General features: G+C 55.4%; 17 protein-coding genes and 1 pseudogene. 6 read left to right on the top strand and 12 right to left on the bottom strand.

What is annotated here, in order from left to right; genetic code table 11:
• Positions 1 to 57: 57 nt before the first annotated feature.
• Positions 58 to 1,113, bottom strand: a complete 1,056-nt coding sequence (gene ompA, locus DOU50_RS13790) for a porin OmpA (RefSeq protein WP_024907765.1) — start codon at positions 1,111 to 1,113, stop codon at positions 58 to 60.
• Positions 1,114 to 1,467: 354 nt separating this feature from the next.
• Entirely contained in the window at positions 1,468 to 1,977 is a 510-nt protein-coding gene (gene sulA / locus DOU50_RS13785) for an SOS-induced cell division inhibitor SulA (RefSeq protein WP_024907764.1), read from the bottom strand.
• 217 nt (positions 1,978 to 2,194) lie between these two features.
• Here sulA and DOU50_RS13780 point away from each other — a divergent pair, with 217 nt between their 5' ends.
• On the top strand, positions 2,195 to 2,821 hold the full coding sequence (locus DOU50_RS13780) for a TfoX/Sxy family DNA transformation protein (RefSeq protein ID WP_023311030.1): 627 nt from the start codon (positions 2,195 to 2,197) through the stop codon (positions 2,819 to 2,821).
• Here the strand turns inward: DOU50_RS13780 and yccS are convergent.
• Both yccS and DOU50_RS13770 read right to left on the bottom strand, forming a co-directional pair.
• Positions 2,778 to 4,940, bottom strand: coding sequence for a YccS family putative transporter (gene yccS, locus DOU50_RS13775; RefSeq protein WP_148769585.1), 2,163 nt, complete (start codon positions 4,938 to 4,940; stop codon positions 2,778 to 2,780). The genes DOU50_RS13780 and yccS overlap by 44 nt on opposite strands.
• Positions 4,941 to 4,959: 19 nt before the next feature.
• Positions 4,960 to 5,406, bottom strand: coding sequence for a YccF domain-containing protein (locus tag DOU50_RS13770; RefSeq protein WP_032649128.1), 447 nt, complete (start codon positions 5,404 to 5,406; stop codon positions 4,960 to 4,962).
• Between the two features lie 123 nt (positions 5,407 to 5,529).
• Here DOU50_RS13770 and helD point away from each other — a divergent pair, with 123 nt between their 5' ends.
• On the top strand, positions 5,530 to 7,584 hold the full coding sequence (gene helD / locus DOU50_RS13765) for a DNA helicase IV (RefSeq protein ID WP_148769584.1): 2,055 nt from the start codon (positions 5,530 to 5,532) through the stop codon (positions 7,582 to 7,584).
• 58 nt (positions 7,585 to 7,642) lie between these two features.
• On the opposite strand, the gene mgsA is transcribed toward helD, so the two are convergent.
• Together mgsA and csgI are read right to left on the bottom strand one after the other, a co-directional pair.
• The gene (gene mgsA, locus DOU50_RS13760) at positions 7,643 to 8,101 is read right to left on the bottom strand and encodes a methylglyoxal synthase (RefSeq protein WP_023311034.1); all 459 of its coding nucleotides are present in this window, start codon (positions 8,099 to 8,101) and stop codon (positions 7,643 to 7,645) included.
• Between the two features lie 80 nt (positions 8,102 to 8,181).
• The gene (gene csgI, locus DOU50_RS13755; protein ID WP_061715624.1) at positions 8,182 to 8,844 is read right to left on the bottom strand and encodes a curli synthesis inhibitor; all 663 of its coding nucleotides are present in this window, start codon (positions 8,842 to 8,844) and stop codon (positions 8,182 to 8,184) included.
• Positions 8,845 to 9,017: 173 nt separating this feature from the next.
• Between csgI and DOU50_RS13750 the strand changes: the two genes are divergently transcribed.
• Positions 9,018 to 9,431: a CoA-binding protein gene (locus tag DOU50_RS13750; RefSeq protein ID WP_008499920.1), complete on the top strand. Its 414-nt coding sequence runs from the start codon at positions 9,018 to 9,020 to the stop codon at positions 9,429 to 9,431.
• Between the two features lie 37 nt (positions 9,432 to 9,468).
• Here the strand turns inward: DOU50_RS13750 and hspQ are convergent, their stop codons facing one another.
• Together hspQ and rlmI are read right to left on the bottom strand one after the other, a co-directional pair.
• Positions 9,469 to 9,786 (bottom strand): heat shock protein HspQ, encoded by a 318-nt coding sequence (gene hspQ / locus DOU50_RS13745; RefSeq protein ID WP_008499919.1) that lies wholly within the window; start codon positions 9,784 to 9,786, stop codon positions 9,469 to 9,471.
• Positions 9,787 to 9,846: 60 nt separating this feature from the next.
• The gene (gene rlmI / locus DOU50_RS13740) at positions 9,847 to 11,037 is read right to left on the bottom strand and encodes a 23S rRNA (cytosine(1962)-C(5))-methyltransferase RlmI (protein WP_148769583.1); all 1,191 of its coding nucleotides are present in this window, start codon (positions 11,035 to 11,037) and stop codon (positions 9,847 to 9,849) included.
• A 174-nt stretch (positions 11,038 to 11,211) separates the two neighbouring features.
• On the opposite strand from rlmI, the gene DOU50_RS13735 reads away from it, so the two are divergent.
• The 3 genes from DOU50_RS13735 to yccX are packed head-to-tail and all read left to right on the top strand — an operon-like array spanning position 11,212 to position 12,861.
• Positions 11,212 to 11,769, top strand: coding sequence for a kinase inhibitor (locus DOU50_RS13735; protein ID WP_061715622.1), 558 nt, complete (start codon positions 11,212 to 11,214; stop codon positions 11,767 to 11,769).
• 10 nt (positions 11,770 to 11,779) lie between these two features.
• Positions 11,780 to 12,568 carry an AraC family transcriptional regulator gene (locus DOU50_RS13730; RefSeq protein ID WP_032649118.1) on the top strand — a complete coding sequence of 263 codons (789 nt, stop codon included), beginning with the start codon at positions 11,780 to 11,782 and terminating at the stop codon, positions 12,566 to 12,568.
• Positions 12,569 to 12,579: 11 nt separating this feature from the next.
• Positions 12,580 to 12,861: an acylphosphatase gene (gene yccX / locus DOU50_RS13725; RefSeq protein ID WP_148769582.1), complete on the top strand. Its 282-nt coding sequence runs from the start codon at positions 12,580 to 12,582 to the stop codon at positions 12,859 to 12,861.
• On the opposite strand, the gene tusE is transcribed toward yccX, so the two are convergent.
• From tusE to DOU50_RS13705, 4 genes and pseudogenes are all read right to left on the bottom strand, one after another.
• The gene (gene tusE / locus DOU50_RS13720; protein ID WP_148769581.1) at positions 12,858 to 13,187 is read right to left on the bottom strand and encodes a sulfurtransferase TusE; all 330 of its coding nucleotides are present in this window, start codon (positions 13,185 to 13,187) and stop codon (positions 12,858 to 12,860) included. The two genes, yccX and tusE, sit on opposite strands and share 4 nt — an antisense overlap.
• 68 nt (positions 13,188 to 13,255) lie before the next feature.
• Positions 13,256 to 13,807: a LuxR C-terminal-related transcriptional regulator gene (locus tag DOU50_RS13715; RefSeq protein ID WP_148769580.1), complete on the bottom strand. Its 552-nt coding sequence runs from the start codon at positions 13,805 to 13,807 to the stop codon at positions 13,256 to 13,258.
• 10 nt (positions 13,808 to 13,817) lie between these two features.
• Positions 13,818 to 14,975, bottom strand: coding sequence for a CfaE/CblD family pilus tip adhesin (locus DOU50_RS13710; protein WP_148769579.1), 1,158 nt, complete (start codon positions 14,973 to 14,975; stop codon positions 13,818 to 13,820).
• A gap of 15 nt (positions 14,976 to 14,990) precedes the next feature.
• Positions 14,991 to 15,269, bottom strand: a pseudogene (locus tag DOU50_RS13705) (CS1-pili formation C-terminal domain-containing protein); the annotation flags it as partial.

Genomic DNA, 15,269 nt, shown 5'->3' with positions numbered 1-15,269 from the left:
CTTTTCTTCAGACAATAAAAAACCCCGCATGGCGGGGTTTTTTTATAAGACGATAACTTATGCCGCTGGCTGAGTTACAACGTCTTTGATGCCTTTAACTTCGATCTCTACGCGACGATCTGGAGCCAGGCAGTCGATCAGTGCAGCGCGAGCTTTCACGTTGTCACAGGTGTTGCCAGTAACTGGGTTAGATTCGCCCATACCACGTGGGGAGATCTTGTTAGCTGGGATACCTTTAGAGATCAGGTAATCAACAACAGACTGAGCACGTTTCTCAGACAGTTTCTGGTTGTAAGCGTCAGAACCGATACGGTCGGTGAAGCCCAGAACCACTACAGAACCGTCTTTAGGATCCAGGTTGCTCAGCTGAGAGTACAGCTGATCCAGTGCCTGCTGACCTTCTGGTTTCAGAGTTGCTTTGTTGAAGTTGAACAGAACGTCAGACTTCAGAGTGAAGTGCTTGGTCTGTACTTCTGGAGCTGGAGCCGGCGCTGGAGCAACAACTGGTGCTGCTTCTTCCTGCTGGCCGAAACGGTAGGAAACACCTACGCTCAGCATGCCGTTGTCTGGACGAACACCAACGGTGTTGCCGTCGCCGATGTTGTTAACCCACTGGTATTCCAGACGGGTAGCGATGTCACGGGTCATAGCCCACTCAACGCCACCAGCGAATACTGGGGAAACACCGGTGTCATGGTCGCTACCAACCTGGTTGTTGCTGGAGTCAGCGCGCCATACCATGCCGCCCAGACGGGTGTACACGTCCAGATCGTCAGTTACTGGGTAACCCAGTTTAGCGGTCAGCTGAACGCCCTGTGCTTTGAAAGCGCCGTTTACGGTGTCGCCTTTGTATGGCATACGACCTAACCAGTCGTAACCCATTTCAAAACCAACATACGGGTTAACCTGATAGCCACCGAACGCACCTGCACCAAGCTGGCTCTCGTGAGTCGGGCCATCGTTGTTCAGGTCTTTGTTGTACCAGCCGGTGTCGTGGAACTGAGACCAGCCCAGTTTACCACCTGCATACCAGGTATTATCTTTCGGAGCGGCCTGCGCTACGGTAGCGAAGCCAGCCAGTGCCACTGCAATCGCGATAGCTGTCTTTTTCATTTTTTGCGCCTCGTTATCATCCAAAATTCGCCATGAAAGTCTCAAGAGAGAATCACGGTTAAATCCTTCACCGGGGGGCGTGGTCAAATATAAATCTACCGATATCTTCGGCTTAGGCCGAGCACCCCTGGCGATGTAAAGTCTACAACGTAGCTGAAAACTTACAAGTGTGAAGTCTGTCAGGCATATGAAAAAAAAAGTTCCGTATACCGATTATTTAACATTTTTAGAACGAATTTTGTGCAATAAAATGAAGGAGAACCGCACCAGACAAGCCTTGCCGCAATTTTCAGACCGGGAACTTTAATGCCATCTTGTGGTCGAAAAAAATTCCAGGAAAAATCTTAATTTCACTCAATGATACAAATTTGAGTGAATTTTTAGCCCAGAAAGTTGTCCTCTGCGGTAAGAATCCGATCGAACCGGACGCATAATGAACCCGATCGCACTCCCTTCTTCAGCGGCTTCAGTCAGACGGAAATGTTCCTCTTCCGTCAATTCTTCGGGTAACCATCCAATTACCACGCTGTAATTTCCGGTGCGTAACGCGCGGATCATCGACTCAACGGTATCGCACGGCGAGAGCTGATTAATCTGCATGACCTTGGTCAGCGGAAGGCCAGCGGACTGAACCCACTCACGGCTCAGTTTTTGTTGAGGCGTGAGCCAAAGCTGCCAGCGCGATTGCTGACCAAGCTGTTGTAATAACGGCAACAACAGAAGTTGCGTCAACAGGGGCTGGTCTTCACGATAAACCACTTCACTGATAAGCCCTGTGGAAACACGCTCGACGGAATTCTGCGCGACATTGCCTGCGGCAGAAGAGAGAGAGATTGCGCGATTTGCATAGCCTGAAGTGTGCATATTCATTCCAGCCCTGTAGTTACTGTATGGATATACAGTAACCCCTGTATGCATAAAGATCAACCTCATTTTCGGAAAGCGACTCGCAAAATTCATTCAATCTTGATGCCCCTGGAAAAATCATCTTGCTCAACGGCGATAAGTTGCCTATTTTCCTGCTAACGGATCCGCTAGTAAGAAATTTCGTTGTTATTTTATGATTTTGAAGGGAAATATCATGAAAAAGATATCTTATGAACGGATTTATAAATCCCAGGAATACCTCTCCCCGTTGGGCGAGATTCATCATCGTGCGCTGTTTGGAGGCTACACCCTGGCGGTGGATGATGCGGTTTTTGCCATGGTGTCTGATGGCGAGCTTTATCTTCGGGCTTGTGAGGAAAGTGCGAAATACTGCGTAAAGAATGCCTCCTCATTTTTGACATTGATGAAGCGAGGCCGCCCGGTGCTGCTCAACTATTATCGTGTGGATGACGGATTATGGCAGGACAGGGAGCGGTTGCTTCAGCTCTCTTCGTTTGCGCTCAGTGCGGCAAGAAAAGAGCGCTATCAGCGCCATCAACGAAACCGACTCAAGGATCTGCCAAACCTGACCTTTCAGCTTGAAGTCTTGCTCTTTGAAGCCGGAATTACCAATGAAGAAACACTCCGGGCGCTGGGCGCCAGAGCCAGCTGGCTGAAGATGCGGGCGAAAAATAAAGCGCTCAGTATTAAAGTCCTCTTCGCGCTCGAAGGGGCTATTGAAGGGCTGCATGAGGCGGCACTCCCGGCAGGCATTCGCCGGGAGCTAACGGAGTGGTTTAATGCGCTGCCTGAGCCACAGGAGAATCACTCCTCCAGGTAGCGATTTGCTGTTGCAGCCGGCAAATTTCAGGCAGCAGAGCGATAAGCAGGCCTATCTGCTGAAGAACCAGCGGCGCTTTGCTGTCGTTTCCCGGGTCAAGATGCGCAATGCGTTGCGCCAGTTCATTCAGCGCCTGTTGTACGCGCGGTTCATCGGCTGGGCGGTGATGAAGCGCGTCATCGACATAACAGACGGCGTCATCGAGCAGGTTGAGAATACCCGGGTTGGTGAGTTTCTCGCGGTGGGCACCCAGCGTCGAAATATAGCTGGTAAACGTATGGTTCAGGCAGAGCAGGCGGAACGCGGTCTCACGAATTTCCGCCGTGGCGCGAGGCTCCGTTGACATGTTAGAGACAACGGAGGCCAGTTCTGCATCACTGTTGTGCGCATCACGACGTGCTATCCGGTAAGCCAGGCGGTTATCGCGCCCCTGGTGATACTGCTCCAGGATAGCGTCAAGGTATCGACAGTTGGCGTTCATCGCCCTGTCGACCACCCGCGGCAAATTGCGGAAACGCCAGTCCGGCCAGATAAAGCTGACCGCGGCCCAGGCAATCGCGCAGCCTATCAGGGTATCGATCACGCGGGGCAGGGCGACTTCAAAGCCTTCACCCAGCAGGTTAAAGCAGAGCAGTACCAGCAGCGTGATGAACATGGTGGCGTGGGCATACTGCACGTTGCGAAACGCGAAGAACAGCACGCCGGTGATGACGATCAGAATCAATTGACCTTCGACGGAAGGCACGAAATAGAGCACCGGAAGGCCGATCGCGACGCCAACCAGCGTACCGATAATACGCAGCGCAAGTCGGTGTCGGGTGGCGTTATAGTTCGGCTGGCAGACGAACAGGCTGGTGAGCAGGATCCAGTAGCCGTGGTGCAGTCCGGTTATCTGAATAAAGGCATACCCCACGCACAGCACCAGCGACATTCTCACCGCGTGGCGAAAGAGAGCCGACTCCGGCGTAAAGTTGCGGCTCAGGCGTAGCCACATATCGCTAACGCTGTGCACGCTGTCATCAGCAAGCTGATTGTCCACCTCACTGCCCGGCAGTGCCATCGCCTGTTCGGACTCAATGGTCGCCAGCTGTGCATCAATCGCCCGCAGGTTGTTCAGCAGAAAGCCCAGCGCTTTGATGTGTTCCGGTGACGTTCCGCTGGCCTGAACGCGGTCGAGCGCCGCATCAAGGTGGCTGAATACCCGTTCAAAGCGGGGATCATGCTGATAGGGCGTGCGCAGCAGAATGGAGCGCGAGAGCCGCTGACACGCCTGAGACTGCATGGAGAGCAGGCGCTGGAAGCGGAACATCACGTCGCTGTAGCGGAATCTCTCGCGCAGTGCGGCATACTGAACGTGCGATGAGCTGGCGCGTTCATGAATATCCTGGGCGGCAAAATAGTAGTGTAAGGTCCTTCGCGTTCCGCGCTGACCGCGATCGCCGCGCAGACGGGTCAGCAGAGAGGCTTTTGTCTGGTTAAGGGTGGCAACCAACTGGCCGTTTGCCAGCGCCAGATCGTAGAGCGGAGCCTGGCTTTCTTCCTCGATATCCGGGTCGAACAGCCGGGATTTCAGTTCCAGATAGTGGGCTAACTGCTCAAAGCTGCGGGCAAGGTTATCCTGTAGAGGGCGAACCGGGAAGATCAGATGACCGGTTAGCGTCAGCAGGTTATACCAGATGGCGCCCAGCAACAGCAGAACCGGCTGCTGGTACCACTGGTCGTACAGGGAAACGCCCAGCATGGTGTAGATGGCGATCAGCAATGCACCAAAAGCGATGGTGGCATAGCGCTGCCCAAGGCCACCCAGCAAAATAAACCCGCTGGTTGAGAGGGTAAGACCCAGGGCAAACAGCCAGGGCCACGGGAAAAGCAGCTCAACGGACGCTGACGCAATAAAAAAGCAGACAAGCGTAATGACCAGATTACGCAAACGCCCGGCCAGACGATCGTCCAGGTCCGCCAGCGCCCCGGCCACCACTCCCAGCGTGAGCGGAATAGTGAGTTTGACATCATTCAGCCACCAGGGCAGAGCAACCGTGCCGCAAAGCGCGATGAATATCCTGACGTTATAAAGCCAGGTGCTGTTCCAGGTATAACGGCGAAGCAGTGGGCTTAGCATAAACGCGGCCAGTCCTTATTTACTGAAAACGACGACGAGCGTTTGCTTCACGCGCCGCCTGGGCCACTTCTACCGGAACAACCCTGCGACCGACGGGCCAAAGGGCGATAGCGGCGATCTTAAAGTTCGCGATCCCCACCGGAATACCAATAATCGTGATGCACTGTGCAATACCGGCAAAAATATGCATGATGCACAGCCACCAGCCGAAGAAAATGAGCCACAGAATGTTCAGCAGGGTTCCGCCCGTATTCATCAGGGCGTTTTTGTTCTCCGGATTCAGCTCGTCAACGTGGATGGCTTCATTCCCGTAGGGGATTAAGGAGAGTTTTGTGATTTCCCAGCAGGAACGGGTCAGGGGAAGCGTGAAAATCAGGACGATGCTCACCAGCGTGGCAAAAAGCCAGGAAAGGGTGGTGGCAAAACCGCCCAGCACAAAATTCAACACATTCAGAACGGTACGCATAAACCCTCACTTCCTTTCGATAAAATTAACGCCCAATGATTGTAACGTTTTTTTAGGCTGGAGCACCTTAAAACTGGCAGTTAAACTGTCAGGTAAATTATCTCTTCGTGGATTTGGCGGAACATGGAACTGAAAGCAACGTCGTTAGGCAAACGCCTGGCGCAACACCCTTACGACAGGGTTGTTCTCCTTAATGCCGGGGTGAAAGTCTCCGGGGAACGCCACGAATACCTTATTCCGTTTAATCAGCTTCTGGCTATCCACTGCAAACGCGGGCTGGTGTGGGGCGAGCTGGAGTTCGTTCTCCCTGACGATAAAGTCGTGCGTCTTCACGGCACCGAGTGGGCGGAAACTCAGCGTTTCCACCATCACCTGAACGCGCTCTGGCAGCAGTGGAGCCAGGATATGAGCGTGATTGCCGCCCAGGTGCTCCAGCAGGTACTGGACGATATCGCGCAAAGCAACGCGCAACATTCGTGGCTGACCCGTCAGCAGACCGCCGGTCTGCAGCAAAAGATCCGACAGGCACTCTCGGCGCTGCCGCTCTCCGTGACGCGTCTCGACGAGTTTGACAACTGTCGTGACGCCTGGCGCCAGTGTCAGGCCTGGCTGAATGATAAGGATAAAAGCCGTCTCGCCCATAATCAGGCCTGGACGGACGCCATGCTCACCCAATATGCCGACTTTTTCAGTACGGTGGAATCGTCACCGCTCAATCCGGCCCAGGCGCGCGCGGTGGTCAACGGCGAGCAGTCGCTGCTGGTGCTGGCGGGGGCCGGTAGCGGTAAAACGTCGGTGCTGGTGGCGCGTGCCGGCTGGCTGCTGACGACCGGGGAAGCGGTAGCCGATCAAATTCTGCTTCTGGCCTTTGGCCGCAAGGCTGCCCAGGAGATGGACGAACGTATCCAGGAACGCCTGCACACCCGGGATATCACGGCCAGAACCTTCCATGCCCTTGCGCTGCATATTATTCAGCAGGGCAGTAAAAAAGTGCCTTCCATCAGTAAGCTCGAAAACGACGCGCAGGCGCGTCAGGCGCTGTTCATCAAAACGTGGCGCCAGCAGTGCAGTGAGAAAAAAGCGCAGGCAAAAGGGTGGCGTCTGTGGCTGGAGGAAGAGCTCAACTGGGAGGTGCCGGAGGGCAGCTTCTGGCAGGATGATAAGCTGGCGCGTCGGCTGGGTTCGCGACTTGACCGCTGGGTCAGCCTGATGCGAATGCACGGTGGATCGCAGGCAGAGATGATTGAAAGCGCGCCGGAGGCGATCCGCGATCTGTTTTCGAAGCGGGTCAAGCTGATGGCTCCGCTACTGAAAGCCTGGAAAACCGCGCTGAAAGCGGAAAATGCCGTTGATTTCTCCGGCCTGATCCATCAGGCCATCATCATTCTTGAGAAGGGACGTTTTGTCAGCCCGTGGAAGCATATTCTGGTGGATGAGTTCCAGGACATTTCTCCGCAGCGTGCAGCGTTGCTCTCAGCGCTGCGGGCGCAAAATAAACATACCTCGCTGTTTGCGGTGGGGGACGACTGGCAGGCCATCTATCGCTTCAGCGGGGCGCAGCTCTCCCTGACAACCGCATTCCACCACTATTTTGGCGAAGGCGATCGCAGCGATCTGGACACGACCTACCGCTTCAATTCACGGATTGGTGAAATCGCCAACCGCTTTATCCAGCAGAACCCGCATCAGCTGGCAAAACCGCTCAATAGCCTGCGGGCAGGGGATAAAAAAGCCGTGACCCTGCTGGCGGACGATCAGCTGGAACCGCTGCTGGACAAGCTCAGCGGCTATGCGAAGCCCGATGAGCGTATCCTGGTGCTGGCGCGTTACCATCACCTAAAACCCGAGGCGCTGGAAAAGGCGGCCACCCGCTGGCCGAAGCTGCAGCTTGAATTTATGACGATTCACGCCAGCAAAGGGCAGCAGGCCGACTATGTGATTGTCATGGGGCTGAAAGAGGGCAGCGACGGTTTCCCGGCTCCGGCCCGCGAGTCGGTAATGGAACAGGCCTTGCTGCCGGTGCCGGAAGACTTCCCGGATGCCGAAGAGCGGCGTTTGCTGTATGTGGCTATCACCCGCGCGCGCCATCGCGTGTGGCTGCTGTTCAATAAAGAGGAGCCATCCGTGTTTGTCGATATCCTGAAGAGTATTGATGTGCCGGTAGCGCGTAAACCATAACGACGTCAGGCAAGGTTTTGTAGGCCGGGTAAGGCGTAGCCGCCACCCGGCAAAAAAGCTACTTCAATCTGTCGGAAAGATAACGCTGATAGTCCGGAATAAGGATATCAACCGGCGAGTTAAACTGCGGCGATTCGATGATGAAATCCGCCGTCGACAGGTTCGTCGCCACCGGAATATTCCACACCGTCGCCAGACGCAGCAGGGCTTTGACATCCGGGTCGTGCGGAACCGCGTTCAGCGGGTCCCAGAAGAAGATCAGCACATCAATCTTCCCTTCGGAGATCTGCGCGCCGACCTGCTGATCGCCGCCCATCGGGCCGCTCAGCATGGCATTCACCTGCAGACCCGTTTCGCGCTGGATCAGGTTACCGGTGGTACCGGTCGCCGACAGAGCGTGCTTTTCCAGCGAAGACTGATGGCGGCGAACCCAGTTAAGCAGCATTTGTTTACAGTGATCGTGCGCCACCAGCGCAATGTGTTTGCGTTCAGGTAGCGTGCGTGTTGTCAGTTCCATAATCATATCCATCAGGTTAACTGCCTACACGATGACGGGAACCGTCTGACGCTGCAAGAGAAAGGCGTAAAAAATGTGGCTTATGATGAAGGTTGTTGTTTTGCCCACTGTAAAAACCGGGCCCGCGTGTCGGGATCGGCCTGCTGGAACCAGAATTTTAGGCGCTGTTCCGTCAGGGTCTGGGACTGGGGAGGAATGACGTCCAGTTCAGAGACGCCGGAAAGCAGCGTACTGTCGTCAGCCATCATGGTGGCAAACTGAGGAAGCGACGCGCGTTTACCCGCTTTGTTATAGGTCTGGGTCGCGGCCTCGTAATCCGGACCTTTTGGTGAGGTCGTCAGCGCCAGAATATCCAGCTTCACCGGAATCGGCATCGCATCCCCGTCCAGCAGTTCAATGCGGGGGGACGCGTCGAAGGCCGCAGATTCTTTCTCCGTTTCAATACGAGGCAGGGTAATGTTGACCTGACTGATTTGCCGGGTATTAAAGCTGACGATCAGCGGCGGGGAGATATACATCCTTTGCTCGTGATTCGCCAGACCGATCGATTTTTCCACCCGGAATACCAGCTGATGCGGCCCGTTATCCAGCTCGATACTGTCCGCACCGCGCAATAACGAACTGGAGACTTTTTTCCCGTCCAGTACCAGGAGATCAATATCGGTAGAGAGCCGGAGCGTGGTCGCAAAAACGCAGACCGGCATCACTAACGCAATCAGAGCAGTGGCAATACCGGTTTTCATAGAAGGCTCCCGTCAGAAATCCTGTCGCCGCATTAATGTATCTAAATTTTTCGAGAATCATGTTTACTAACATATAGACATATTTCGCCGTTTTGCCCTCATGCGTCGGTATGGGATGGATGGTTGAGATGTGCGGTTTGGCGTACACTTTTAAAAAAGCCAGGAGAAAAACCATGAAAGAGAACGATATTGCCGAGATTCTGACATCCACGCGTACCATTGCGCTGGTGGGCGCGAGCGATAAACCCGATCGTCCAAGCTATCGGGTGATGAAATACCTTCTCGATCAGGGCTATCACGTCATCCCGGTCTCGCCAAAAGTGGCGGGGAAAACCTTACTGGGCCAGCAGGGTTACGCCACGCTCGCTGACGTGCCGGAAAAAATTGATATGGTTGATGTCTTTCGTAATTCCGAGGCGGCGTGGGAAGTGGCGCAGGACGCTATCGCCGTCGGGGCGAAAACGCTGTGGATGCAGCTGGGCGTGATTAACGAGCAGGCTGCGGTGCTGGCGCGGGATGCGGGGTTAAACGTCGTCATGGATCGCTGTCCGGCGATCGACATCCCCCGTCTGGGGCTGGCGAAGTAATAAAAAAAAGCCCGTTCATCGGGCTTTTTTTACACGCTTAGTTCCGCAGGCGCGGAGCCTGTAACTGTTTGCGGATTGTCTGAGCAAGCTCATCCATTGTGGGTTGCTCCGGATGCTCTTCCTGCAGCTCGCTGCTCAGCTGCGCTTCAGCAAGATAGGTGTGAACGGGTTGTCCATCATCACCTTCCATCACCACATGGTACCAGGGCGCGGCGCGAAGCTCTGCATTCACCGCCAGCTCGTCTGCTGACGGTTCATCAAGGGAATACTCCGGGTCGATATCCACGACCACACCCAAATACCCGAGCAAAGTGTGGCGGACCTGCTGGCCGATACCGAATTTGCTGGCAATCATAGTCACCTCCCGGGAAATACGACTTACACGTTATGTGCGGGCAATATTTCTCTTTTCAAGTTACATGACGCGACAGGCAAACCCTTTCAGATACAGTCCTTCCGGGTAGGTAGCAATCACGGGGTGATCGGCTGCCTGACGGAACTGCTCTATAAATTGTACATCACGGCCAGCATCTATTGCGGCATCGGCGATGATTTTCTGAAATAAATCTGTGGTCATCAGGCCTGAGCAAGAGAAGGTGAGCAGAACCCCGCCCGGGTTCAGCAGCTGGATAGCCAGCATGTTGATATCTTTATACCCACGGCACGCGCCCATCAGCTGGCTTTTGTTTTCCACAAACTTGGGTGGATCCATCACGATGACGTCGAACTTCTCGCCCTGGTCGCGATATTTACGCAGCAGCTTGAAGACGTCATCACGCACAAACTCCGCTTTGCTCAGATCCAGCTTATTCAGCTCGACGTTCTGTTTTGCCACGTCGAGCGCTTCCTGTGAGGTGTCCACGCTCACCACCTGGGCACAGCCGCCCATCAGTGCCGAAACGGCGAAACCGCCGGTATAGGAGAAGCAGTTCAGCACGCGTTTGTCGGCAACGTACTGACGCGTAGCCAGGCGGCTGTCGCGCTGGTCGAGGTAGTAACCCGTTTTGTGCCCGCCCTGAATATCCACCAGCAGCTTCATGCCGTGCTCTTCAATCGGCAGCAGGGCAGGCGGCAGTTCACCCGTAACCGGACCCTGCGTCAGCTCCATGCCCTCTTTTTTGCGCACCGCCACATCGCTGCGGTCATAAATGGCGCACTGTGGGAACAGCGTTTGCAGCGCGCTAATCAGCGCGGCACGCTGGTATTCCGCTCCGGCGCTCAGGAGCTGCAGCACAAGGAAGTTACCGAAGCGATCGATGGTCACGCCCGGCAGGCCGTCGGACTCACCGGCAATCAGACGGTAGCTGTCCAGCCCGTCGCGTTTTGCCAGCCAGTCGCGCCACTGCTGCGCCTGCTGCAGACGACGCACAAAGAAGTCGATGTCGATGGTTTCGTCTTTATCGAACGTCCAGACGCGCGCGCGGATCTGGGACGCTGGCGAGTAAGCGCCTCGCGCTAACCATTTCCCCTGATGGTCAACGATATCAATGGATTCACCGAGGCTGGCTTTGCCTTCCATACGGGCAACCGCGCCGGAAAAGACCCAGGGATGACGGCGTAGTACTGATTTCTCGCGCCCTTTGGCTAACACTAAACGTACACTCATAATTTGCTGTTCTGTCGATTTCAGGGAAATGGCGCGTAGATTACCACATTCAGCAAGGCGCAATCATCTGCGGATGCCGTTGAGCGTTTCGGCACAAAATCGAATCGCTTAGGCACATTACGGCATTGCAGCAGGCTTTACAGTAGGGCCTCCAGTTCAGCAGAGGAAGCACCCATGAAAAAGCGCAGTGTCATCACAATAGCCGCTCTGACGGCAATGAGTTTTCAGGTTTTCGCAGCAACGTCTTTCAGCATGACCAGCCGGGATATTTCCGGCGATCGGCGGTTGGCGCAGCAGCAGGTATTTGAGGGATTTGGCTGCCATGGTGGGAATACCTCTCCCCAACTGGCCTGGAAAAATCCGCCCGCCGGTACAAAAAGTTTTGCCGTTACGGTCTATGACCCTGATGCGCCCACCGGCAGTGGCTGGTGGCACTGGACCGTAGCCAATATACCGGCGAATACAATGACGCTGCCCGCTGATGCCGGTAACCCGAACGGCGAGAAATTACCTGCCGGCGTGGTGCAGGGGCGCAATGATTTCGGCTATTCTGGATTCGGCGGCGCATGTCCACCTGCCGGGGACAAGCCTCACCGCTATCAGGTTACCGTCTGGGCGCTGGACGTGGATACACTGCCCGTCGACAAAAATGCCAGCGGCGCGCTGGTCGGTTTTATGATTAATAGTCACACTCTGGCAAAGGCTCAGTTAACAGCAACCTACAGCAGATAAGGATGACAGGGTGCAGGAGTTCCATTTTCGACATAAACATCTTACTGCGGGTGAAGTGACTGCCAGCAAAATGCATCGCCTGCATCAGGTTAAACTCTTCTTTCCGGCTATTTGCCATATCACTCACGGCAGTAAGGTGATTGTTCAGGACGATAACCGCCTGGAGGCGACACGGGATCAACTCATCATTATCCCTGCCAATACGGTGATGGAGATTATCAATCAGCCCGCGAACGGCATGTTTCGATCGGACTTGCTCATGTTATCTCCGGAGATCGTTGCCGAGTTTAAAGCGCATTACCTGAAATCCTGGCCGCGCACGACGTTGCATTCGCTCTGCGCGCCGCTGAGCGAGGGGCTGGCGTTTATGTGGGATAATCTGCTGCACGCCGTGCGTCAGGATTTACCGGAGGCGCTACAAAAGCATCAGGCTTTCGGTCTGTTGCTGGCCTTGCTGCATGACGGCGTGGCAGGTCCGCTGCTTATTGAGCGACACAGTAACCTGACCGAGCAGGTGCGGCAGTTCATTATGCTGTCGCCCGCCAGAGCCTGGAGCGCGCAGGACGTCGCCAGCCGTCTGGCCTTAAGCGTACCGACGCTGCGCAGGCGGTTACGCGAGGAGTCACAGAGTTTTCGCCAGATTGTGGAGGAGGTGAGGATGGCCGTTGCTTTGTCACAGCTACAGTCAACCCGATTACCGATTGGCGAAATCGCATTACAATGTGGGTATCTTTCCAGCTCTCGTTTCACCGCCCGTTTCCGGCAGCACTACGGCTGTTTGCCGAAAACGCTACGTTAAGGAGAAAAAGAATGTCTAAAGTCTGCACCATTGCCTGGGTTCACGGCGTTGTTCAGGGCGTGGGGTTCCGCTACAGCACCCAGCGCGAGGCCGTTCAGCTTGGGCTAACGGGATACGCGCGAAACATGGACGACGGCAGCGTTGAGGTGGTCGCCTGCGGCGAAGCGGAACAGGTTGGAAAATTGATGGCGTGGCTGAAAGCGGGGGGACCGCGCAGCGCGCGGGTTGATAAGGTCTTAACGGAACCGCATCAACCCGGTCGGGAGTACGTTAACTTCGGTATTCGTTATTAAATGCACTTTACCGGCTTAGGCAGGCCAGCAATTTTTGTTGCCTGTTTTGCCGGGCCCTTCGGGAACAGACGATAGAGATAGCGGCTGTTGCCTTTCTCTTCGCCGAACTTACTTGCCATGGCTTTGACCAGCATGCGGATAGCCGGAGAGGTGTTGAATTCAAGATAGAACTCGCGGACAAAACGCACCACTTCCCAGTGTTCGGGGGAAAGGGTAATCCCTTCGTTTTCCGCAATTTTCTCCGCCAGCGGTTCGCTCCAGAGCGCTGTATCTTTTAGATAGCCTTCGCTATCGGTCTCAATTTCATGGCCTGCAAAAATGAACATAATCTTCTGTCGTAGGTGAAAAATCGGCGACAGTGTAGCAAAAAAGCCGCCTCAGGATAAACCGTGACCTACAGGAGCAGCTGAAGCAGGTTGTTGGCATTGAGCTTCTTCAGCGCGTTGCATTTATGGGTTGAAACCTGTTTCTCCGACATGTGCGTCACGATGGCAATGTGGCGGACCGGCAACCCGGTCAGCATCAGATCGAGCACGTTGAATTCAGGAACGGTCAGGCAACAGTCCAGGCTTCGAACGCGACGCGGCTCTTTTGCAAGCAAATACGCCGCATCGGCAACGGCGATCCTGTCGTCGATGATATAAAGCGTTAGCGTACCGAAACGCTTGCGTAAATGCGTCGCCAGCGCCCACCCCTTTTCGTTGCAGACCAGATAAAGGCTGCCTTTCCAGCGGGCGGCTTCAAGCCTGAGCAAAATGTTGATCAGCGCCTGATGCGTCGCCGCCACGGAAAAACGGCAGCGGACGACAACCACGCGGCGGGTAAGCAGCGCTGGCTGCCATTGTACGGTATCGCTTATGACCTCTGGCTGGACGCCACGACGCAGCAGCGCATAGCGCAACCCTTCGGCGTAAAATCGATTATTGTCGAGAATGGCGTAACTCACGGTGACCTCGTTATAACGTGCTGGGCGTATAGATAACGCGCAGCGTGCCGGTATAGTCACCCGCATTTTTGCTGCTGGTGGCAAATGCAGGCGTTTTCAGGATAATAGGGGCGGGAATGCACAGCACGCTCTCGCGTCCGCCGGGCAGCACGACCTGACGCAGATACTGCGGATCGTTCGTGCCTTGCCAGACGATGGTTTTACCATTGGCGACAGTGTCGGTTGCGCCGGTAACGGGATGGGTAACAAAGACCTGATAGTCGAGACGATCCCGCGCGTCGGCCGGGCTGCCACCGCGTCGCCGGATAGAAAATGCACCTTCGGCACGGCCCGCTGAGGCGAGTCCGTCATCCTCAAATCGCAGATAGGTACGGGTGCTGGTGGCGTTTTTGCCGTCGTACAGGCACATATCCAGCGTGTTTTCCCCCTTGATCTCGCTGCCCCCGGGTCGCCCCGGGAAGTTGGTCAGGTTGAGGTTAACGATCGGCGTTGAGTGGGGGAAGGCGGGCAGATAAATCTGCTGATTGCCGGGATCGACCACCTCGATGCGGATCGATGCCTGCCAGCTGGCGATGGTCAGATACCCCGGGCAGCCCACGTTGCCGTCGTTAAAATTACCGCCGCAGGCGGCGCTGCCCCATTCGCGCAGGTTTTGCCTGAGCGTGGCGGTCCAGATGCCGGCCTGATTGAGCTTGTTCAGCTCGCTTTTCACGATGTAGTAATCAAAATAGGGCTCGCGGTCCCACGCCGCGAGATCGCCCGCGCCGCCGGTGACGTAGCTGGCGAAGGCGTAGGTTTTGCCGTTCATGAACATGTGCTTTTCGCCGTAAACCTTTACGTCCACCGTTTTTTTAGTCACCGAATGGGTAAAGCGCAGGTTAATCGGATAAGGCGATGCCGGGTTGGCCGTAAACCATACCGGTGCGGTCATGCACGCGCCGTAGGTGGGGTCGGTGCGCGACTGGCAGGTGAGGGTGTTTCGCCCCCACTTCTGCGGATCGTTGGCGATAAAGCCGCCCGACTCGTGCAGCCAGATGTCCAGGCGCGCCGGGGAGGTCATGCGATCGACGCTCATCCCGACGCTGGTGTTTCTGCCCCCCGCGCTGGCCGCCAGCGCCTGACCGGATCCTGTGCTTAACAGCAATAAAACTAAGAGTAATTTTTTCACATCACGTTCCTGTCATTATTTTTCAGCGTTCATCGCCGTTGTGCCTGCAGGCGGCATGCGTCCGGCAAGCATCAGCTGCGCCTGCTGCTGCACGGTTTCCGGCAGCGCGGAGAAGGTCAGCTCCTGACAGGTCACCGCGCCGACGTAGCGCACGACGTCGCGCATACTTTTTACGTTCAGCGCACATTGATAAAACTGCTGCTGACGCACCAGGTAGAGGTTATGCAGCAGGGCGTCGCTCTGGGCGCTAAACCCGCCGTTGCCAAGATCGCTCCAGCCGTTAACGTTTAGCGG

Source organism: Enterobacter sp. C6 (genome assembly GCF_008122455.1).
GTDB lineage: Bacteria > Pseudomonadota > Gammaproteobacteria > Enterobacterales > Enterobacteriaceae > Enterobacter > Enterobacter pseudoroggenkampii.
Note: the sequence above shows the minus strand (reverse complement) of the source record. Positions and strands in the feature narration are given on the sequence as shown.